The organism is Pseudomonas sp. Cab53, from assembly GCF_018325965.1.
Lineage (GTDB): Bacteria > Pseudomonadota > Gammaproteobacteria > Pseudomonadales > Pseudomonadaceae > Aquipseudomonas > Aquipseudomonas chlororaphis_E.
The window spans coordinates 5,760,653-5,779,970 of sequence record NZ_AP021902.1 but is presented as its reverse complement, the minus strand read 5'-3'; the positions used below and the strand labels follow the sequence as shown (position 1 = coordinate 5,779,970).

Here is a 19,318-nt window from a genome sequence, read left to right as displayed (position 1 = left end):
CTGGCTCAGGCGACATCAGACGTTGAATGATGCACCGTCTTCGCGAGCAAGCCCGCTCTCACAGAGAGAGCAGGCAGTAGCGCCGATCAGTAGCGGTAGGCGTGCGGCTTGAACGGGCCTTCGACGGTAACGCCGATGTAGTCAGCCTGTTGCTTGGTCAGCTTGGTGACCACGCCGCCGAAGCCGCGGACCATTTCCAGCGCCACTTCTTCGTCGAGTTTCTTCGGCAATACTTCCACGGTCAGGCGTTCGGCTTTCTGGGCAGGCGACAGGTCGGCGTATTTCTGGCCGAACAGGAAGATCTGGGCCAGGACCTGGTTGGCGAACGAACCGTCCATGATCCGGCTCGGGTGGCCAGTGGCGTTGCCCAGGTTGACCAAGCGGCCTTCGGCCAACAGGATCAGGTAGTCGTCGTTCTGTGGGTCGAAGCTGCCGGTGCCGGTGCGGTGTACCTTGTGGACCTGCGGCTTCACTTCTTCCCAGGCCCAGTGCTTGCGCATGAAGGCGGTGTCGATTTCATTGTCGAAGTGACCGATGTTGCACACCACGGCGCGCTTCTTCAGGGCCTTGAGCATGTTCGCGTCGCAGACATTGACGTTACCGGTGGTGGTCACGATCAGATCGATCTTGCCCAGCAGGGCCTTGTCGACGCTCGCTTCGGTGCCGTCGTTGATCCCGTCGATGAACGGCGAAACCAGCTCGAAACCGTCCATGCAGGCCTGCATGGCGCAGATCGGGTCGACTTCCGAGACCTTGACGATCATGCCTTCCTGGCGCAGGGACTGGGCCGAGCCCTTGCCCACGTCACCGTAGCCGATCACCAGCGCCTGCTTGCCCGACAACAGGTGGTCGGTGCCGCGCTTGATGGCGTCGTTGAGGCTGTGACGGCAGCCGTACTTGTTGTCGTTCTTGCTCTTGGTCACCGAGTCATTGACGTTGATGGCCGGGATTTTCAGTTCGCCCTTGGCCAGCATGTCCAGCAGGCGGTGCACGCCGGTGGTGGTCTCTTCGGTCACGCCGTGGACGTGTTCGAGCACGGCCGGGTATTTCTTGTGCAGCAGCTCGGTCAGGTCGCCGCCGTCGTCGAGGATCATGTTGGTGTCCCATGGCTGGCCATCCTTGAGGATGGTCTGCTCCAGGCACCACTCGTACTCTTGCTCGGTCTCGCCTTTCCAGGCGAACACCGGGATACCGGCGGCGGCAATGGCGGCGGCGGCCTGGTCCTGGGTCGAGAAGATGTTGCAGGACGACCAGCGCACTTCGGCACCCAGGGCTACCAGGGTTTCGATCAGCACGGCGGTCTGGATGGTCATGTGGATGCAGCCGAGGATCTTCGCGCCCTTGAGCGGTTGCTCGCCGGCGTATTTGCGGCGAAGGCCCATCAGGGCTGGCATTTCGGATTCGGCGATGATGATTTCGCGACGGCCCCAGGCGGCCAGGGACATGTCGGCAACTTTGTAGTCGTTAAAATCTGCAGGCGTGATAACAGCGCTCATGAAGAGCCTCCATTCGTAATGTATGCGAATGGGCGCCGTTGTGCGTTTAGTGTCCATGCAGGTTGCCCCGTGTGAACAACGCCCCATCCGAGCCTGACAGGTCGAGCCTGCTGCAGCGCCCCTCGGACAGGTGGCGGGAACGGTCCAAAGCGAGGACCGGTTGAAGCGGTGGCGATTATAACGGGCTCGGCCGATCTTCCAAAGGGTTTCTGTCGGCAAATCAAAATTGCCGATGGTCGTTATAGGACCCGCGACGTAGAGCCTGACCGGCCGGTCTGCCATGATGCAGCCATTCATCGGCCAGACACTCAGGAGTGAACATGAATTTCCACACCCGCAAATGGGTCAAGCCCGAAGACCTCAACCCCAACGGCACGCTGTTCGGCGGCAGCCTGCTGCGCTGGATCGACGAAGAGGCGGCCATCTATGCCATCGTCCAGCTCGGCAACCAGCGCGTGGTCACCAAGTACATCTCGGAGATCAACTTTGTCAGCGCCTCGCGCCAGGGCGACATCATCGAGCTGGGGATCACCGCCACCGAGTTTGGCCGTACCTCCATCACCCTGACATGCGAGGTGCGCAACAAAATCACCCGCAAGAGCATCCTGACCGTGGAGAAGATGGTCTTCGTCAATCTTGGCGAGGATGGCCTGCCGGCGCCCCATGGCCGTACCGAGATCAAGTACGTCAAGGATCAGTTCCAGGATGCTGTCGTCGAGTGAGATCGGCGGTGCTGCTATCGCGAGCAAGCTCGCTCCCACAAGGGGCTGCGGTGAAATCGGGCACCAAACTCCCTGTGGGAGCGAGCTTGCTCGCGATAGCGGTTTCAGGCCCAGGTGACTGAACAGCTCCGAACGCCGCCTGTCGTAGCTACATCACGCCACCGGTTCAGGAGCTGTATGGACACTCATAAAGACGGCAAGACCCCTGACCTTTCGGCTCAGGAACAGCAGGAAGTCGACCGCAACCAGCCGCCACGGGCAGCGGTGCTGCACGAAATCATCCGCACCCAGGGCGACCAGGAACTGGAGCGCAGCATTGCCGCGCTCTGGTGGTCGGCCCTGGCGGCCGGGCTGACCATGGGCCTGTCGCTGATGGCGATGGGCTTGCTCAACTCCCGGCTGCCGGACCACGAAGGCTTCAAGGTGATCGCCAGTTTCGGCTACTGCGCCGGCTTTCTCGCGGTGATCCTTGCCCGCCAGCAATTGTTCACCGAAAACACCCTGACCGCCGTGTTGCCGGTCATGAGCAAACCCACCCTGGCCAATTTCGGACGATTGCTGCGGCTCTGGGGCGTGGTGCTGGTGGGCAACCTGTGCGGCACCCTGCTGGTAGCCTACGTGATGCTGCACCTGCCGATCTTCGACCCGCGCACCGACCTCGCTTTCCTGGAGATCGGTCGCAAGGTCATGGAAAACGACGCTGGCCAGATGTTCGCCAAGGGCATCATTTCCGGCTGGATGATCGCCACCATGGTCTGGATGATCCCCTCCATGGAAAGCGCCAAGATGTGGACCATCATCCTCATCACCTACCTGATGGCGCTCGGCGATTTCACCCACATTGTCGTCGGCTCGGCCGAGGTGTCGTACCTGGTGTTTGCCGGCGAGCTGCCCTGGGAAGATTTCTGGATGGTGTTTGCCGGGCCGACGCTGGCGGGCAACATTGTCGGTGGCAGCTTTATCTTTGCCTTGCTCAGCCACGCGCAGATTCGAAGCGAAGAGGGACCTCCGAAAGATAAGACGTCGTCTGCAAGGCCTGGAGATCCCGAATAGGTGGTTTGATCCGCCAGTTACGCAATTGCTCAACCGTTTTTGAACTGAAGGGTTTCAGTCCCGTATAGCGTGATGTGTAGTTGGCAATGACCCGCTCGAGTGCATTGTTGAAAGCTTCTGGGGTTTGCACGTCCCTCAAGTCGCGGATGGCCCCCTCTAGCAGCTTGAGGTTCGAGTCGTGCTGGCCGCCGAGAAACCGGGAGATCTGTAGTACGTCTCGCACGACATTATCGACACGAGTAGCAAGGTCGCGTCGGTCCATTTCCTCGATGGCTTGACGGGTCACCTCTGAGACGCCGGTCGTCGCACCGCTGTCCCAACGGGCGGCCGCTTGCAGCAATTGCATGAAGTCCGGGTCGTTGCGGTGGTTAATGCGTTTTGCCAGCCACTCCAGTTTCCCGGCGTTGTCCGCCAACTGATCCAGAGTCCCGATGGCCTCGCGTATCTGTGGAGTGGGTTCAAGCCGGGTGGATGTCATGTTGGCCTCCTTGATCGCGCTCTTGAGACTTGCCAGCGTTTGTTGGGCCTGCTGCCTGAAGGCAGCCACTTCGTCATAGGCTTCGTTGCCTTTCAATTCTGCGCCCAGTTGGTCGAACTCTTTGTCGCCCAGTGCCAGCAGGGCTGCCTCGAGCGAAGCAAACCAGAAGGTCTGCTGGGTGGCATTGCGTTTGTCCAGATGGGATTGGACAGCCTTGCGCAGTTCTTCCTGAAGATGATTCTTCACCTCCGTGGGCATACTGAAGTAAACCGTTCCAGTAAACACACCACGGTAATCGCCTTTATCGGTTTTCAGCGGAACGACGATGGTCTGGTCGGCAAAAGGCTTCATTCGTTCGGAATTCAATGCGGAGAGTGCCGTATGTGGAGCCTTGAGGAATTTGTCGACCAGGGCTGATACTCCCGTTCCTCGTGGCTTTTTCTGATTCGATTCGTCCGTCTCGAACACCAGGATCAAAGGCTCCCCCTCCGGGATCGGGCTCATTTGGGGCATCGGGTTGTACAAGGCTGGTATCGGTGTGTTGTTCAGGATGCCACCATCTGCAAATGCAGTGGTTGCGTCTGCCGGTTGAAAGGGCTGTCCTTGCAAGGTCGGTTTGCTGAATACCACCGGCAGCGCTGCGGAGATATGCGCGGCCACGGCAATGTCCATGTCAGGCGTCAGGTCCGCACTGAAGACCACCAGTTGCGCACCGCTATCGAACATGGCGGTGCCGGTGATTTCCAAGGATTTGATTTGCGGGATTTCCTTGCTCAATGTCGCCAGGTCGGCAAAGGTGACGTATTGGTTGTGTTTCACATTTTCGACGGCTTTATGCACCTGTTCAGAAAGCGGCCCTTGGACGCAATGCTGCAAAAGTGACTTATAGCTTTCTTTCCTGATCAACTCTTCCAGCGGCATTCCCTTGGAACCCAGGCGTGGCAGCAGATCGCAAAGCAATTGAGCCAGTGGGATGGCGTTCATGTTCTTGCCCATCCTCGACCATTCATCCTGTTCGGCGGCAAGGTCAGGTTGGGTACTGTTGAGTAACGAGACGAGGGAAACGTAGTCGGAGATCCTGTCGAAATCCGCATGACTCATGCCGCTGGCGAGTAAGGCGGCTGATATGGCGCCTGCGGAAGACCCTGAAAACCTTCGGACAAGATCCATGACATTGTTTTCGGTAAGTGTCTTGACGAGCCCGGAATTGGCCACCCCTTTGGCACCGCCACCGCTCATGCTTACATCGTCAATGGGAGGCCGGTCCATGCTGATTTTGACGCTGCCGTCCTCATGAAGAACGATCGACATCCGACGGTCTGTCACACCGCATACCAGCAGGCAGGCTCGCCCGGGGTTTGCTCGCTCATTGATGCCCTGGCTGAAACCACTCCAATCCACATTTTTCAGGGCCGTTTGCTGTGATGAGCTGTTGGCTGGGTCCTTTGGATGAATAGTGGAGAAAAGTTTGAGCCCAGTGATTAATGGCATTCTGGTTCGTTCCTTTGACCTGAAAGGGAAAGGACGGAACTGTAAAGAGAATTGGAGGCCTGCCGGTGGCGCGACGCAACTGGAAAAACATCTGCCGCGCGCGGCGGGCCGTCAGCCTCTGTCTCCGAAAGCGCTCTGGAATGAGGCTCCTAGCCGGTACGTAAAATAGCCTGCAAGCAGGTTGGCAATGTCTTACAGCATGCGTTGCCCATTCTGTCGCCGGCAGGGCAGGTTTCCGTCGCCTCAGGCAGCGACTGCAGCCAGGCGCCGCTGTCGATAAATAAAGAACAACGCCGTCAACGTCGTCAGGCCGCCGACCAGGGCCCCGGTCCACGGCAGGTCCGCCAGATCCGCGCCGCTGGCGACCACCAGGCCACCGATCCACGCGCCCGCGGCGTTGCCGAGGTTGAATGCGCTCTGGTTCAGGGTCGAGCCGAGGTTCGGCGCTTCATGGGCCTGGTCGATGATCAGCAGTTGCAGGATCGGGCACAGGGCGAAGGCGAAGATGCCCCACAGCACCAGAGTGATCGCCGCCGCAATTACCGATTGACTGGTCTGGCTGAACGCGGCCAGCACCAGCACCACGGCCAGGGTCATGCCCACCAGTGACGGCAACAGGCGCCGGTCGGCCAGGCGGCCGCCAAGGAAACTGCCCGCCGTCAGGCCGACCCCGAACAACAGCAGCATCACCGTGACGCCGTGAGGGCTGACGCCAGTGATGTCCCGCAGGATCGGCGCGATGTAGGTGAACACGCTGAACAGGCTGGTGGAGGCCAGCACGCTCATGCCCAGGGCCAGGAGCACGTTGGCCTTGCCCAGGACCTTGAACTCGCTGGCCAGATTGGCCTTCTCCATGGGGATCTCCCTGGGCAGCCAGACCCATTGGGCGGCGGCTGCGATGACGCCGATGACCGCCACCGCCCAGAACGTTGCGCGCCAGCCGGCGTATTGGCCCAGGGCCGTGCCCAACGGCACGCCGAGCACGTTTGCCAGGGTCAGGCCGGTGAACATCATGGCAATCGCCTGGGCCCGTTTATTCGGCGCCACCAGCCCGGCCGCCACCACCGAACCGATGCCGAAAAACGCTCCGTGGCACAGCGCGGTAATGACCCGGGCGGCCATCAGCGTGGCGTAGTTCGGTGCTAGCGCGCAGAGCACGTTGCCGAGGATGAACATCAAGGTCATGCCCAGCAATGTGGCTTTGCGCGGCATGTTGGCGGTGCCGATGGCGAGGATCGGCGCGCCGAACACCACACCCAGGGCATAACCGGTGATCAGCAGCCCGGCCTGGGGAATGCTCACCGCCAGGTCGCGGGCGACATCGGGCAATAGCCCCATGATGACGAATTCAGTCGTGCCGATGCCGAAAGCGGCGACGGCCAAAGCAAGCAAGGCGAGTGGCATGCGCAAGGTCTCTGTCTATAGTCTTGACGCGGTTCAGGCATACGCAGGCCGACGTCCGGCTCGAAGGGCGCGGATATCGGCACAATTATTGGAAATTATTGGAATAGGTGCATGCGCAACTGAGTGCGGCGTGGTTGCGTGCAGTATAAACAGCTGTCCCGGGATCGCGAATCAATTTGTGCCCTTGCGGGCGTGAAACCGGACAGGGGGGATGCCATGCCCGCAACGGCGTGCATGGCCTGAAAGAACCTTTTGCCCGGCCGCGGCTCTTAGGCTGCGGGCCGGTGCGGATTGGCACGTCGGTGGTGATGTTCTGACCGGCGCCCTGATGCTCGATTGTCCATAACACTTAAAAAAAGGAACTGCGTCATGACGGTGGCCCTGTGGTGTATTTTGATTGCGATCATCCTGCCTTACCTGTGTATCGGTCTTGCCAAGATAGGCGGCAGGTATCGGTTGCAGGACAACCACGACCCTCGGGATTTTCTCGAATCGCTCGACGGCTGGCCGCGGCGCGCCTATGCCGCACAGCTCAACAGCTTCGAAATCGCCCCGGCGTTCGCTGCCGCCGTGATCGTCGCGCACCTGGCCGGCAATGCCGAGCTGGTGACGATCAATGTGTTGGCGGTGCTGTTCATCACCAGCCGCCTGCTCTACATCATTTGCTACCTGGCCGACTGGGCGATCCTGCGTTCGCTGGTGTGGTTCGTGGGCGTGGGATTGGTGTTGAGTTTCTTCTTCGTTTCGGTTTGAGCCTGGCTGCTGGGGCCTGATGCTGGCTTGCTCGCCAAGAGGGGACCGCTGGCGCCAAAACCCTCAGGGATTGGCGCTGACCGCATTCGCCACCTGTGGCACTTGCGGCAATGGCATTCCTTTGGGCCATAGCATCCAGATCTGGCCCTGCTGCTTCATGTCCCCGGCCAACTGCCCGGCGGCGTCCCCGGTGCCCCAGAACAGGTCCGCACGTACTTCTCCGGTGATTGCGCCACCGGTGTCCTGGGCGGCGACGGGGCGGTTCAAGGCACTGCCGTCGGGGCGCGTCGTGGACAGCCACAACAGGCTGCCCAACGGAATCACCTTGCGGTCCACCGCCACGCTGTAGCCGGCGGTCAGCGGCACGTTCAGCGAGCCTCGCGGGCCTTCGTTGCTGTCGGGGTTGCGGTTGAAAAACACGTAGCTGGGGTTGCTGCCCAGCAACTCCGGGATCCGCTTCGGGTTGGCCTTGGCCCAGGCGGCGATGGTACCCATGGTCACGTCTTCTTTCTTCAGCTCGCCCTGTTCCGCCAGCCAGCGGCCGATGGGCCGGTAAGGGTGGCCATTCTGGTCGGCATAGCCGATGCGCAACTGGCGGCCGTCATCGAGGCGAATCCGCCCCGAACCCTGGATTTGCAGGAATTGCAGGTTCATCGGGTCTGTCAGCCAGGCGATCACCGGCGCCTTCACGCCCTGGGTTTCGATGGTGGCGGCGTCGTCGTAGGGCTTGAGCACGCGACCTTCGAGACGTCCGCGCAGGCGCTTACCCTTGAGTTCGGGGTAGATGCTGTCCAGGGCCACGATGATCATGTCGTCGGGCACGCCGTACACCGGGATGTTCGCGCTGGCGGTCTGGGTGAGGCTGCCGGGGTAGACCGGCTCGTAATAGCCGGTGATCAGGCCGTTGGGGCTGTTGTCGCCCGAGCGCAGGCCATAGACGTCCAGGTTTTGCTTGAGGAAGTTGCGCACAGCCGTGGCGGTCTGCGGCACCGTAGCCGCCGCCGCGCAGGTCGGGCCCCAATTCGCATCGGCCTTGAGCCGGGTACAGGCGCTGCGCCAGGAGGCGAAACCGGCCAACAGATCCTGGTCGGACACAGGCGGCAGCGCTTCCCATGGCGCGCTGGCATACGTGGCGAGGGCGTGGGTCTGGGGCGCTTCGGTTTTTTCGCCGCGGTTGCAGCCGGCCAGCACAGCGAGTAGCGGCAAGGTCAACGCCAGGCCCAGGTGCCAGGTCTTGGAGCGACTGTTCATGAAGATTTCCCTTGCAGTCATTCAAACGCTGTCAGGCGCGTGAACAACCCGTATTGTTGATGGGGCCATTGGTCTTTACCGATGACGCGAGGATACTAACCGCCGTTTCCTGTCCCGAGGCCAAGATGTTTGTAAAACGATTTTCCATGGTCATGCTGGCCTGCCTGCTGTTGTCCGCTTGTGGCGGCGTCGATCCCAACTCTCCCTTGGGCCAGCGCAAGGCGATTTTCAAACAGATGCTCAAGACCAACGAAGAACTGGGCGGCATGCTGCGTGGTCGGGTCCCGTTCGACGGCACGCGTTTCGCCGAGGGCGCGGTGCAGCTCGATCGACTGTCCCATGAGCCGTGGAAGCACTTCCCGCCAGTGCGCGAGCAAGACCACACCAGCGCCCGGGATGAGGTCTGGCAGAAACAGGCACGTTTCCAGGAACTGGCCCGCAACCTTGAGGTGGCGACCGGCGAATTGGTGACGGTCAGCCAGGTCCAGCCCTACAAGGCCAGCAACCTGGGGCCGGCGGTGCAGAAGGTCGAAGATGCGTGCAGTGCCTGCCATAAGGAATTTCGCGATCATTGAAATAGAGCAGCTTCGAGTGGCCAGCCACAAGCGGCAAGTAAAAGGCTAGCGGTTCGCCATAACTTGACGCCTTTAGCTTGAAACTTGCCGCTTATTTGTCCAGCTCATCCACGGCTTCCTGCAACTCCTTGCGGGAGGTCGCCAGCTTGTCCTTGCGTTTGTTGATCCGCTCGGCGTCGCCTTTCTTCATGGCTTTTTCCAGGTCGGCCTGGCGTCGGCTGACTTCGTGCTTGGCCTCGAGCACCTTGTTTTCACGCTCCTTGCGCAAGGACGCGTCGGTGCAATGGGTGGTGACCTCGCTCAGCGCCGTCTCCAGGCCGGCTTGCTGATCCTGGTTGCCACGGGACTTGGCCAGTTCGATCTGGTTGATGATGCCCTGGCGCTTGGCCGCGCAGCCGGTGAGCTCCGGGGCTTGCTCGTCCGCCATCAGCGGCGTGGCCATGGCGCTGCACAGGACCAGCAGGGCGGCGGGGGACAGGAAATTCATAGCAACTCCGTAATTAAATCGCGAGCGGTCGGTTCAGATGCGCAGTTGGAGCCCCCAGGGGCCCCTTGGGTTCAACCACACGGGTACGGATCAGAACCCGTCGACTCCGGCGGCGCGTAACACGTCACTCAAGGCTTGCACCTGAGGGTCGCCAAAAAACGCGCTCAATTGCGCGGCGCGCCCCGGTCCAATACCCGTTTCGGCTTGCCATTGTTCGGTGCTGCGCTCGGCCAGCGCCTGCCAGGGGCCTTCCAGCCGTGCCTCGCCAACGGGCGGTAGGCCGAGGGCCTTGAGCCATTGCCGAAAAGGCCGCTGCCGGGCGCCATGCAGACTGGCGAGCAGGCGGGTGCTGCTGCGTTCGCCGAAGCCGGTCATGTTAGCAAGCTCGGCGGCATCGAGGGTCATCCAATCCAGCAATCCGTCGAGTCGACCGGCCGCCAGGAGTTTTTCCCAGGTGCCGGGGCCGACGTGGGGCAGGGCGAGCCCCTGCTTGCCGCTGAGCCAGTTCAGGCGTGCGAGGAATTGGCTTTCGCAGCCGGGCGTCGGTTGCCAGCAGCTCAACGGGTGATAATCGGTTGCCACCGGTACGTCGATGGCGTCACGCATGGCGCCGCGCAGCACGACGTCGTCGAGACGCGGAATCGTCAACCCGGCCAGGCTGATGGCGACTCGGTCGCCGGGCCGGATGTCCAATGCTTCCCAGCGCTTGAGGGAGCTGACACTCACCCGGCGGATGAGCCGGTCGTCGAGCAGGGTCGGTTCAAGTTCCAGCAGCGGTGTGATCCGCCCGGTGCGCCCGATCTTGAAGCGCACTTTGCGTACTTCGGCCAGCGCCTGGGCGTGGGGGTACTTCCAGGCCACGCTCCAGAACGGTGCCCGGGCCTGCCAGCGGTCGGCGGGTGGACGGCGGCTCTGGCGCAGGACGATCCCATCGCTGGCAAACGGCAGTGGCGTGCGATACCAGTGATCGCGCCAATGCTCGGCGTCGGCCAGGGTGTGGACAGGCTGGTTGTATGTGAGGGTGTCGGCAAAACCCAGCTTGCCCAAGGCCGTCATCCGTTCGGTCAGGGTGTCGGGCCCTTCTGGCCAGTCCCAGGCAAACAGACCGATCCCCGCCGCCTCCTGCGCCGTCAAATGCTGGCGCGCCATCAGTCCCGCCACCGTCCCGCGGGCGTTGAGGCTGCCGCTTTGTGCCTGGACGTGGGCATTCAGGCGCCAATACAACTCGCCCTGAACTCGCACGTCCGAACGTTGCTGCAAGTGCTGGGGGATGGCGCCGATCTTTCGCGCGTTCGCAGTCCAGTCGTGTCCCTGTACGCCATCGCCGCGGCTGATCGCCTGGTGCAGCCGGCCCTTGCGGTAGATCAGCGTAACGGCTACGCCATCGACTTTCGGCTGGGCCCAGACGTCTTCTCGATCCTGCAGCCAGGCTTGCACGGCGTCGGCATCCTTGAGTTTGTCCAAGCCGGTGTGGGCCACCGGGTGCGCGACCTTTCCACCAGCCGTGCGCAATGGGCTCGCGGGCTTCTCCAGGCCCAGGCATTTGCGCCATTGCTCCAGTTGCTCGCGGGCCTGGTCGTACAGTTCATCGGCGACCTCTGCGCGCCCCTCGCGGTGATAGCTGTCGTCCCAGCTGTCGATTTGTTGCTGCACGGCGGCCACCTCGGCCTGGGCGCGTTCCTCGGGCCAGGTTGGGCAGGGCACCGCAGTGACGGGTAGGGTGGTGAATAGAAGACCGATGAATACAAATGCGGGCAGTGGCATCGAGGCATCCTTGCTCGTTGAGTGACTTGAAGGCTAGTCACTGTCGCGCGCACTGGGCGGTCGAGAGCGTTACCGGGTTTTACCCGCCTGATTGCCCTGGCGGCATACAAAGCGCCGGGCATGAAAAAGCCCCTGGCAACCGGGTCGCCAGGGGCTTTTTCATGTCACGCGGGTATTACAGGCCGGCAGCGGCGCGCAGGGCATCGGCGCGGTCGGTTTTTTCCCAGGTGAAGGTGGTGAAGGTATCGTCACCGACGGTACGGGTCTGCGGCGTGCGGCCGAAGTGGCCGTAGGCGGCGGTTTCCTGGTACATCGGGTGCAGCAGGTCGAGCATGGTGGTGATGGCGTAAGGACGCAGGTCGAACACTTCACGCACCAGCTTGATGATCTTGTCGTCGCCGATCTTGCCGGTGCCGAAGGTGTTCAGCGAGATCGACGTTGGCTGGGCGACGCCGATGGCGTAGGAAACCTGGATCTCGCAACGCTCGGCCAGGCCGGCGGCCACGATGTTCTTGGCGACGTAGCGACCGGCGTAGGCGGCCGAACGGTCGACCTTGGATGGATCCTTGCCGGAAAACGCGCCGCCGCCGTGACGGGCCATGCCGCCGTAGCTGTCGACGATGATCTTGCGACCGGTCAGGCCGCAGTCACCCACCGGGCCACCGATGATGAAGTTGCCGGTCGGGTTGATGTGGAACTGGGTGTCCTTGGACAGCAGCTCGGCAGGCAATACGTGCTTGACGATCAGCTCCATCACGCCTTCGCGCAGATCTTTGTAGGACACTTCAGGGTTGTGCTGGGTCGACAGCACGATGGCGTCGATACCCACTACCTTGCCATTTTCATAACGGCAGGTGACCTGGGACTTGGCGTCCGGACGCAACCACGGCAGCAGGCCGGATTTGCGGGCTTCGGCCTGACGCTGGACCAACTGGTGGGAGAAGGTGATCGGGGCTGGCATCAGCACGTCGGTTTCGTTGCTGGCGTAGCCGAACATCAGGCCCTGGTCGCCGGCGCCCTGGTCTTCCGGCTTGCTGCGGTCAACGCCTTGGGCGATGTCTACCGATTGCTTGCCGATGATGTTCATCACGCCGCAGGTAGCGCCGTCGAAGCCGACGTCGGAACTGTTGTAGCCGATGCCCAGGATCACGTCACGGACGATCTGTTCCAGGTCGACCCAGGCCGAGGTGGTGACTTCGCCGGCGATGATCGCCACGCCCGTTTTCACCAGCGTCTCGCACGCCACGCGGGCGAATTTGTCTTCCGCGATGATGGCGTCCAGCACGGCATCGGAAATCTGGTCGGCGATTTTGTCCGGATGCCCTTCAGACACGGACTCGGAGGTGAAAAGGGAGTATTCGCTCATCTCGATGTTTTCCTACAAGTTACCGTTGGTGAGTGTCGCCAGTCGGTCGCTGGAAGTGGCGAACCTGGATCTGGAAACCATTGCGTAAGCCCACATAGAGGCTTTCCCCGGGCACAAGGCCCGCAGCGGAGGCCCAACGGGCCAGGTCATCCTGTTCAAACCCCAGCCAGAGATCTCCGCAGGCCTCCCTGGCCCAGCTCTGGTTGTGGCTGCATAACTCGGTTACCAGCAGACTGCCGCCCGTTTGCACCAGGCTGGCCAAGTGCTTGAGGGCATCGGCCGGTGCGGCGAAGTGGTGGAGCACCATGTTCAATACCACGCAGTCGGCCTGCTGGTTGAGGCCATCCAGGGCATCGGCCAGTTGCAGGCTGACGTTAGCCAGGTTTTCCCGCTCGCACACCTGGCGCGCCAGTTCGAGCATGGCCGGGCTGTTGTCCAGCGCCGTGACCTGGTTAAAACGCCGCGCCAGTTCCGGCAGGAACGCGCCGTCGCCAGGGCCGACTTCGATCGCGCTGGCCGTGGGCTCGAAGCCGAGCTTGTCCAGCAGCGCCACCACGCTTTCGCGGTATTGCGGCAGACCGGCGATCAGGTCTTGCTGGGCGCGGAATTTTTCGGCCACACGGGCGAAGAAGTCCTGGCTGGCGGCGGCCCGTTGCTTGTGGACCTGTGCGATGCGTGCCTGCACGTCCGTCGGCAACTGCAGCGCGTCCACTTCGTCCAGCAGCGCGGCGTGCAGCTTGCCGCCCAGAAGATCGGTGTGGGGCAGGGCGCGGCGATAGAAAATGGCGTTGCCTTCGCGGCGGGTGGCCACCAGGTCGGCCTGGGCCAGGACCTTGAGGTGGTGGCTCATGCCGGACTGGCCGATGCCGAAGATCTGCGCCAGTTCCAGCACGCCGAACGAGTCGTTCGCCAGGGCGCGCAATACATTGAGCCGCAACGGATCGCCGCCGGCCTTGCAAAGGGCCGCCAGCTCATCGCAATCGTCGTGGCGAATGGAAGGCACGTGTAAGTTCATAAGGCGGCAGTCTAGTGAGGGGGGCGGTGCATCGCAAGGTCAATATCAAAAAGTTTTGATATTGCTTGATAAATGGCACTTCCCGCCGCGTGCCGGACTCTACAATCCATCAGCGGAAAGGTTTCACCTGGCGAATGAGACTTTATCCACCGGAAAAACGCCTGCCGATGACTATCTGTCATTGCCCCGGGGCGGGTGGGTGAGGGAAAATGCTCGCCTTTTTCAGTTTCGTTTTATTCATTCTCGATTCAATTCCCGCAGGAGATCAGCGATGCCCAGCCGTCGTGAGCGAGCCAATGCCATTCGTGCCCTCAGCATGGATGCCGTGCAGAAAGCCAACAGCGGCCATCCCGGTGCCCCTATGGGTATGGCGGATATCGCCGAGGTGCTTTGGCGCGACTACCTCAAGCACAGCCCGAGCAATCCATCGTTCGCCGACCGTGACCGCTTCGTGCTGTCCAACGGCCACGGCTCGATGTTGATCTACTCGCTGCTGCACCTGACCGGCTATGACCTGTCGATCGATGACCTGAAGAACTTCCGCCAGTTGCACAGCCGCACCCCGGGCCACCCGGAATACGGCTACACCCCAGGCGTGGAAACCACCACCGGCCCGCTGGGCCAGGGCCTGGCCAACGCCGTGGGCTTCGCCCTCGCGGAAAAAGTCCTGGCGGCGCAGTTCAACCGTCCCGGCCATAACGTGGTCGATCACCACACCTACGTGTTCCTGGGTGATGGCTGCATGATGGAAGGTATTTCCCACGAAGTCGCCTCCCTGGCCGGCACCTTGGGCCTGGACAAGCTGATCGCCTTCTACGACGACAACGGGATCTCCATCGACGGTGAAGTCGAAGGCTGGTTCACCGACGACACCCCCAAGCGTTTCGAAGCCTACAACTGGCTGGTGATCCGCAACGTCGACGGTCATGACCCGGAAGAGATCAAGACCGCCATCGAAACCGCTCGCAAAAGTGCCCAGCCGACCCTGATCTGCTGCAAGACCACCATCGGCTTCGGCTCGCCGAACAAGCAGGGCAAGGAAGACTGCCACGGCGCTCCCCTGGGCGCCGAGGAAATCGCCCTGACCCGCGCGGCGCTGAAGTGGAACCATGGCCCGTTCGAAATCCCGGCCGACATCTATGCCGAGTGGGACGCCAAGGAAAAAGGCCGCGCCGTCGAAGCCGATTGGGACCAGCGTTTCGCGGCCTACAGCGCCGAATTCCCTGAGTTGGCCAATGAGCTGGTGCGTCGCCTCAGCGGCGAGCTGCCGGCCGACTTCGCCGCCAAGGCCTCGGCGTACATCGCCGAAGTCGCGGCCAAGGGCGAGACCATCGCCAGCCGCAAGGCCAGCCAGAACACCCTCAATGCCTTTGGCCCGCTGCTGCCCGAACTGCTGGGCGGTTCGGCCGACCTGGCCGGTTCCAACCTGACCCTGTGGAAAGGCTGCAAGGGTGTCAGCGCCGAAGACGCCAGCGGCAACTACATGTACTACGGTGTTCGTGAATTCGGCATGAGCGCCATCATGAACGGCGTGGCGCTGCACGGTGGCCTGGTGCCTTACGGCGCGACCTTCCTGATGTTCATGGAATACGCCCGCAATGCCGTGCGCATGTCGGCCCTGATGAAGAAACGCGTGCTCTACGTGTTCACCCACGACTCCATCGGCCTGGGCGAAGACGGCCCGACTCACCAGCCGATCGAGCAACTGGCCAGCCTGCGCTGCACGCCGAACCTGGACACCTGGCGCCCTTGCGACGCCGTGGAGTCGGCGGTGGCCTGGAAGTACGCGATCGAGCGTAACGACGGCCCATCGGCGCTGATCTTCTCCCGTCAGAACCTGCAACACCAAGTGCGCGAAGCCGGCCAGATCGACGACATCGCTCGCGGTGGCTACGTGCTCAAGGACTGCATCGGCGAGCCGGAACTGATCCTGATCGCCACCGGCTCCGAAGTTGGCCTGGCCGTCCAGGCCTACGACAAGCTGACCGCGCAGGGTCGCAACGTACGCGTGGTGTCGATGCCGTGCACCAGCGTGTTTGACGCCCAGGACGCCGGCTACAAGCAGGCGGTACTGCCGCTGCAGGTCAGCGCCCGGATCGCCATCGAGGCAGCTCATGCCGATTACTGGTACAAGTACGTCGGCCTGGAAGGTCGCGTGATCGGCATGACCACCTACGGCGAATCGGCGCCTGCGCCGGCGCTGTTCGAGGAGTTCGGCTTCACCCTGGACAACATCCTGGGCCAGGCTGAAGAGTTGCTGGAAGACTGATCCGCAAAGATGTCGCCTGGGCCGGCGCCTTCGCGAGCAAGCCCGCTCCCACAGAGGATTACCTTCTCATGTGGGAGCGGGCTTGCTCGCGAAGACGGTGTTCCAGGCGACAGTGGATTGAAGGTCCAATACGGTAATAGAGACCCCCATGCCCCAACCGCGTCCCTACAAAGTTGCACTCAACGGCTACGGCCGGATTGGTCGTTGCGTCTTGCGTGCGTTGTTCGAGCGAGGGGCGAAGGCCGGGTTTGAAATTGTCGCGATCAACGATCTGGCCGACATGGCCAGTATCGAATACCTGACACGCTTTGACTCCACCCACGGCCGGTTCCCGGGCGAAGTGCGGGTCGAGGGCGATTGTCTGCATATCAATGGTGACTGCGTGAAGGTCCTGCGCAGTGCCACCCCCGAAGGCATCGACTGGGCGTCCCTGGGCGTCGACCTGGTGCTCGAATGTTCCGGCGCCTACCACACCCGCGAAGACGGCCAGCGTTTTCTCGCGGCCGGCGCGCCCCGCGTGCTGTTCTCCCAACCGATGGCCAGCGAAGCGGATGTGGACGCGACCATCGTCTACGGCGTGAACCAGGATTGCCTGGCGGGCGACGAACTGCTGGTGTCCAACGCGTCCTGCACCACCAACTGCGGCGTGCCGCTGTTGCGCCTGCTGGACCAGGCCATCGGCCTGGAATACGTGTCGATCACCACCATCCACTCGGCGATGAACGATCAGCCGGTGATCGACGCCTATCACCACGAAGACCTGCGCCGCACCCGTTCGGCGTTCCAGTCGGTGATTCCGGTGTCCACTGGTCTGGCGCGCGGCATCGAACGGCTGCTGCCGGAACTTGCGGGGCGAATTCAGGCCAAAGCCGTGCGGGTGCCGACGGTCAACGTGTCCTGCCTCGATATCACGATGCAGACCGTGAGCGATACCGACGCCACCGAGGTCAACCGGATCCTGCGCGAAGCCGCCACCAGCGGCCCGCTCAAAGGCCTTCTGGCCTACACCGAATTGCCTCATGCCAGCTGTGATTTTAACCATGACCCCCATTCGGCCATCGTCGATGCCAGCCAGACCCGTGTTTCCGGGCCGCGGCTCGTGAACATCCTGGCCTGGTTCGACAACGAATGGGGTTTTGCCAACCGAATGCTCGACGTTGCTGAACATTACCTGCAAGCAGCGACGGCGCATTCTGGCCCGCTCAGTGCTTCCAACAAACCTGCTCTCTAAACAGTTACCCAGGAATTGCGACCCATGACCGTGTTGAAGATGTCCGACCTCGATCTGCAAGGTAAGCGTGTACTGATTCGCGAAGACCTCAACGTCCCCGTCAAGGACGGTGTTGTCACCAGCGACGCACGTATCCTGGCTTCGCTGCCGACCATCAAGCTGGCCCTGGAAAAAGGCGCGGCCGTGATGGTCTGCTCCCACCTGGGCCGCCCGACCGAAGGCGAGTTCTCGGCCGAAAACAGCCTCAAGCCCGTGGCCGACTACCTGAGCCGTGCCCTGGGTCGTGAGGTGCCTCTGGTGGCTGACTACCTGGGCGGCGTGGACGTGAAGGCCGGCGATGTCGTGCTGTTTGAAAACGTACGCTTCAACAAGGGCGAGAAAAAGAACGCCGATGAACTGGCCCAGCAATACGCCGCCCTGTGCGACGTATTCGTGATGGACGCGTTCGGCACCGCCCACCGCGCCGAGGGGTCGACCCATGGCGTGGCGAAGTTCGCCAAGGTCGCCGCCGCCGGCCCGCTGCTGGCCGCCGAACTGGACGCCCTGGGCAAGGCCCTGGGCTCCCCGGCCCAGCCGATGGCGGCCATCGTCGCCGGCTCCAAGGTGTCGACCAAGCTCGATGTGCTCAACAGCCTGAGTCAGGTCTGCAACCAACTGATCGTAGGTGGCGGTATCGCCAACACCTTCCTTGCGGCAGCCGGTCACCCGGTCGGCAAGTCCCTGTATGAGCCGGACCTGCTGGACACGGCCCGGGACATCGCCGCCAAGGTCAGCGTGCCGTTGCCGGTGGACGTGGTGGTGGCCAAGGAGTTCGCCGAAAGCGCTGCCGCGACCGTGAAGCTGATCGCCGACGTGGCCGAAGACGACATGATCCTCGACATCGGCCCGCAAACCGCGGCCAATTTCGCCGAACTGTTGAAATCGTCCCAGACGATCCTGTGGAACGGCCCGGTGGGCGTGTTCGAGTTCGACCAGTTCGGCAACGGCACCAAGGTGCTGGCCCAGGCGATCGCCGAGAGCGCGGCATTTTCCATCGCGGGCGGCGGCGACACCCTGGCGGCCATCGATAAATATGGCGTGGCCGAGCAGATCTCCTACATTTCTACCGGGGGTGGCGCGTTCCTCGAATTCGTCGAGGGCAAAGTGCTGCCGGCCGTGGAAGTCCTGGAAAGCCGGGCCAAGGCCTGAGGCTGCGTTGACCAGGCAAAGGAGGGTTCTGATGGTCAAGACGTTCACGTTGCTGCTTGCGGCGACGCTGTTGGCGGCCTGCTCCGGCAGTCCGAAGGCCACGCCCCCGGAAACCGGGACGCCGGCGCCTGAGGAAGGCTGCTACCAGGCCGACTGGCAGGCCGAGACCAATCCGGTGCTGAACAAGCGTTCCGGACCCGACGGCCTGGACAAATACGAGACGCAAACCCCGGCCAAGGAACATGGTTGTCCTTGACGGGTCTGACTCTTAACTCATGGCTGGCGGCGTGCGCCGTCAGTCGAGGAACACGGATGAAAGGCTTGATCGCCGTTGCGGCGTTGGCAGTGCTGGCCGGTTGTGCGCAGTTGGGTTTTTCGGGCGGGTCCGCGCCTGCTACGGGTTGGACGACCTGGACCTGTGACAGCGAGGCCAAGGTGCTCTGGCGCTACACCGATGCCGCCCATCAGGAAGTCGACGTGCGCCTTGGCGGTGCCGAGCAGGTCTACCACCTGAAGCAGGAGCCGGGCGCCTCAGGGTCGCTGTACAGCGATGACATGCTGGCGTTTCACGTCAAGGGTGAGGAAGGCCTGGTGTATTGGGTCGCCACCAATGACTTGATTGGGCGTGGCTGCAAGGCCGATTGATTCACAGAGATCCAGTGTGGGAGCGGGCTTGCTCGCGAATGCAGTGGATCAGATTGCATTTTAGTTGGATGTGAAACCGCATTCGCGAGCAAGCCCGCTCCCACAAGGGGCCGCTGCAGTTTCGAGCATT

17 protein-coding genes and 1 riboswitch are annotated in these 19,318 nt (G+C 62.2%); of the genes, 9 read left to right on the top strand and 8 right to left on the bottom strand.

Going from position 1 to position 19,318, the window contains the following annotated elements:
• Positions 1-86: 86 nt before the first annotated feature.
• Positions 87-1,496 (bottom strand): adenosylhomocysteinase, encoded by a 1,410-nt coding sequence (ahcY, locus tag KI241_RS25415; protein ID WP_042729534.1) that lies wholly within the window; start codon positions 1,494-1,496, stop codon positions 87-89.
• Between the two features lie 23 nt (positions 1,497-1,519).
• A riboswitch (S-adenosyl-L-homocysteine riboswitch) is annotated at positions 1,520-1,626 on the bottom strand.
• Between the two features lie 190 nt (positions 1,627-1,816).
• On the opposite strand from ahcY, the gene KI241_RS25410 reads away from it, so the two are divergent.
• Entirely contained in the window at positions 1,817-2,218 is a 402-nt protein-coding gene (locus KI241_RS25410) for a hotdog domain-containing protein (RefSeq protein WP_042729535.1), read from the top strand.
• 177 nt (positions 2,219-2,395) lie between these two features.
• The gene (locus tag KI241_RS25405; protein WP_042729536.1) at positions 2,396-3,271 is read left to right on the top strand and encodes a formate/nitrite transporter family protein; all 876 of its coding nucleotides are present in this window, start codon (positions 2,396-2,398) and stop codon (positions 3,269-3,271) included.
• Here KI241_RS25405 and KI241_RS25400 read toward each other — a convergent pair.
• Complete coding sequence (locus tag KI241_RS25400) at positions 3,192-5,240, bottom strand: patatin-like phospholipase family protein (protein ID WP_237614144.1); 2,049 nt, start codon at positions 5,238-5,240, stop codon at positions 3,192-3,194. The genes KI241_RS25405 and KI241_RS25400 overlap by 80 nt on opposite strands.
• 243 nt (positions 5,241-5,483) lie before the next feature.
• Entirely contained in the window at positions 5,484-6,644 is a 1,161-nt protein-coding gene (locus KI241_RS25395) for an MFS transporter (protein WP_042729537.1), read from the bottom strand.
• 369 nt (positions 6,645-7,013) lie between these two features.
• Here KI241_RS25395 and KI241_RS25390 point away from each other — a divergent pair, with 369 nt between their 5' ends.
• A complete protein-coding gene (locus KI241_RS25390; protein ID WP_042729538.1) occupies positions 7,014-7,397 on the top strand; it encodes an MAPEG family protein in 384 nt (127 codons plus the stop codon).
• A 63-nt stretch (positions 7,398-7,460) separates the two neighbouring features.
• Here the strand turns inward: KI241_RS25390 and KI241_RS25385 are convergent, their stop codons facing one another.
• Positions 7,461-8,648 carry an MltA domain-containing protein gene (locus KI241_RS25385; protein WP_042729539.1) on the bottom strand — a complete coding sequence of 396 codons (1,188 nt, stop codon included), beginning with the start codon at positions 8,646-8,648 and terminating at the stop codon, positions 7,461-7,463.
• Positions 8,649-8,773: 125 nt separating this feature from the next.
• On the opposite strand from KI241_RS25385, the gene KI241_RS25380 reads away from it, so the two are divergent.
• Positions 8,774-9,223 carry a cytochrome c gene (locus tag KI241_RS25380; RefSeq protein ID WP_042729540.1) on the top strand — a complete coding sequence of 150 codons (450 nt, stop codon included), beginning with the start codon at positions 8,774-8,776 and terminating at the stop codon, positions 9,221-9,223.
• A 91-nt stretch (positions 9,224-9,314) separates the two neighbouring features.
• Here the strand turns inward: KI241_RS25380 and KI241_RS25375 are convergent, their stop codons facing one another.
• The 4 genes from KI241_RS25375 to KI241_RS25360 form a co-directional block, all read right to left on the bottom strand.
• Positions 9,315-9,710, bottom strand: coding sequence for a DUF1090 domain-containing protein (locus tag KI241_RS25375; RefSeq protein WP_042729541.1), 396 nt, complete (start codon positions 9,708-9,710; stop codon positions 9,315-9,317).
• A 90-nt stretch (positions 9,711-9,800) separates the two neighbouring features.
• The gene (gene ligB / locus KI241_RS25370) at positions 9,801-11,474 is read right to left on the bottom strand and encodes an NAD-dependent DNA ligase LigB (RefSeq protein ID WP_042729542.1); all 1,674 of its coding nucleotides are present in this window, start codon (positions 11,472-11,474) and stop codon (positions 9,801-9,803) included.
• Positions 11,475-11,649: 175 nt separating this feature from the next.
• Positions 11,650-12,840: a methionine adenosyltransferase gene (gene metK / locus KI241_RS25365; RefSeq protein ID WP_042729543.1), complete on the bottom strand. Its 1,191-nt coding sequence runs from the start codon at positions 12,838-12,840 to the stop codon at positions 11,650-11,652.
• Positions 12,841-12,859: 19 nt separating this feature from the next.
• A complete protein-coding gene (locus KI241_RS25360) occupies positions 12,860-13,855 on the bottom strand; it encodes a metalloregulator ArsR/SmtB family transcription factor (RefSeq protein ID WP_123579163.1) in 996 nt (331 codons plus the stop codon).
• A gap of 271 nt (positions 13,856-14,126) precedes the next feature.
• On the opposite strand from KI241_RS25360, the gene tkt reads away from it, so the two are divergent.
• The 5 genes from tkt (at position 14,127) to KI241_RS25335 (ending at position 19,188) form a co-directional block, all read left to right on the top strand.
• Complete coding sequence (tkt, locus tag KI241_RS25355) at positions 14,127-16,124, top strand: transketolase (RefSeq protein ID WP_042732120.1); 1,998 nt, start codon at positions 14,127-14,129, stop codon at positions 16,122-16,124.
• A gap of 148 nt (positions 16,125-16,272) precedes the next feature.
• The gene (gene epd / locus KI241_RS25350; RefSeq protein ID WP_042732121.1) at positions 16,273-17,355 is read left to right on the top strand and encodes an erythrose-4-phosphate dehydrogenase; all 1,083 of its coding nucleotides are present in this window, start codon (positions 16,273-16,275) and stop codon (positions 17,353-17,355) included.
• Positions 17,356-17,379: 24 nt separating this feature from the next.
• Positions 17,380-18,543 carry a phosphoglycerate kinase gene (locus KI241_RS25345; protein ID WP_047735883.1) on the top strand — a complete coding sequence of 388 codons (1,164 nt, stop codon included), beginning with the start codon at positions 17,380-17,382 and terminating at the stop codon, positions 18,541-18,543.
• 31 nt (positions 18,544-18,574) lie between these two features.
• Positions 18,575-18,799 (top strand): hypothetical protein, encoded by a 225-nt coding sequence (locus tag KI241_RS25340; protein ID WP_042732123.1) that lies wholly within the window; start codon positions 18,575-18,577, stop codon positions 18,797-18,799.
• Positions 18,800-18,855: 56 nt separating this feature from the next.
• On the top strand, positions 18,856-19,188 hold the full coding sequence (locus tag KI241_RS25335; RefSeq protein WP_047735885.1) for an MliC family protein: 333 nt from the start codon (positions 18,856-18,858) through the stop codon (positions 19,186-19,188).
• Positions 19,189-19,318 lie beyond the last annotated feature (130 nt).

Excerpts from the sequence above, each read along its gene's own strand:
- KI241_RS25380 (WP_042729540.1), top strand. The coding sequence starts at position 8,774 with ATGTTTGTAAAACGATTTTCCATGGTCATGCTGGCCTGCCTGCTGTTG.
- KI241_RS25385 (WP_042729539.1), bottom strand. The coding sequence starts at position 8,648 with ATGAACAGTCGCTCCAAGACCTGGCACCTGGGCCTGGCGTTGACCTTG.
- ligB (WP_042729542.1), bottom strand. The coding sequence starts at position 11,474 with ATGCCACTGCCCGCATTTGTATTCATCGGTCTTCTATTCACCACCCTA.
- KI241_RS25340 (WP_042732123.1), top strand. The coding sequence starts at position 18,575 with ATGGTCAAGACGTTCACGTTGCTGCTTGCGGCGACGCTGTTGGCGGCC.
- tkt (WP_042732120.1), top strand. The coding sequence starts at position 14,127 with ATGCCCAGCCGTCGTGAGCGAGCCAATGCCATTCGTGCCCTCAGCATG.
- KI241_RS25410 (WP_042729535.1), top strand. The coding sequence starts at position 1,817 with ATGAATTTCCACACCCGCAAATGGGTCAAGCCCGAAGACCTCAACCCC.
- KI241_RS25345 (WP_047735883.1), top strand. The coding sequence starts at position 17,380 with ATGACCGTGTTGAAGATGTCCGACCTCGATCTGCAAGGTAAGCGTGTA.
- epd (WP_042732121.1), top strand. The coding sequence starts at position 16,273 with ATGCCCCAACCGCGTCCCTACAAAGTTGCACTCAACGGCTACGGCCGG.
- KI241_RS25360 (WP_123579163.1), bottom strand. The coding sequence starts at position 13,855 with ATGAACTTACACGTGCCTTCCATTCGCCACGACGATTGCGATGAGCTG.
- KI241_RS25335 (WP_047735885.1), top strand. The coding sequence starts at position 18,856 with ATGAAAGGCTTGATCGCCGTTGCGGCGTTGGCAGTGCTGGCCGGTTGT.
- metK (WP_042729543.1), bottom strand. The coding sequence starts at position 12,840 with ATGAGCGAATACTCCCTTTTCACCTCCGAGTCCGTGTCTGAAGGGCAT.
- KI241_RS25405 (WP_042729536.1), top strand. The coding sequence starts at position 2,396 with ATGGACACTCATAAAGACGGCAAGACCCCTGACCTTTCGGCTCAGGAA.
- KI241_RS25395 (WP_042729537.1), bottom strand. The coding sequence starts at position 6,644 with ATGCCACTCGCCTTGCTTGCTTTGGCCGTCGCCGCTTTCGGCATCGGC.
- KI241_RS25375 (WP_042729541.1), bottom strand. The coding sequence starts at position 9,710 with ATGAATTTCCTGTCCCCCGCCGCCCTGCTGGTCCTGTGCAGCGCCATG.
- ahcY (WP_042729534.1), bottom strand. The coding sequence starts at position 1,496 with ATGAGCGCTGTTATCACGCCTGCAGATTTTAACGACTACAAAGTTGCC.
- KI241_RS25390 (WP_042729538.1), top strand. The coding sequence starts at position 7,014 with ATGACGGTGGCCCTGTGGTGTATTTTGATTGCGATCATCCTGCCTTAC.
- KI241_RS25400 (WP_237614144.1), bottom strand. The coding sequence starts at position 5,240 with ATGCCATTAATCACTGGGCTCAAACTTTTCTCCACTATTCATCCAAAG.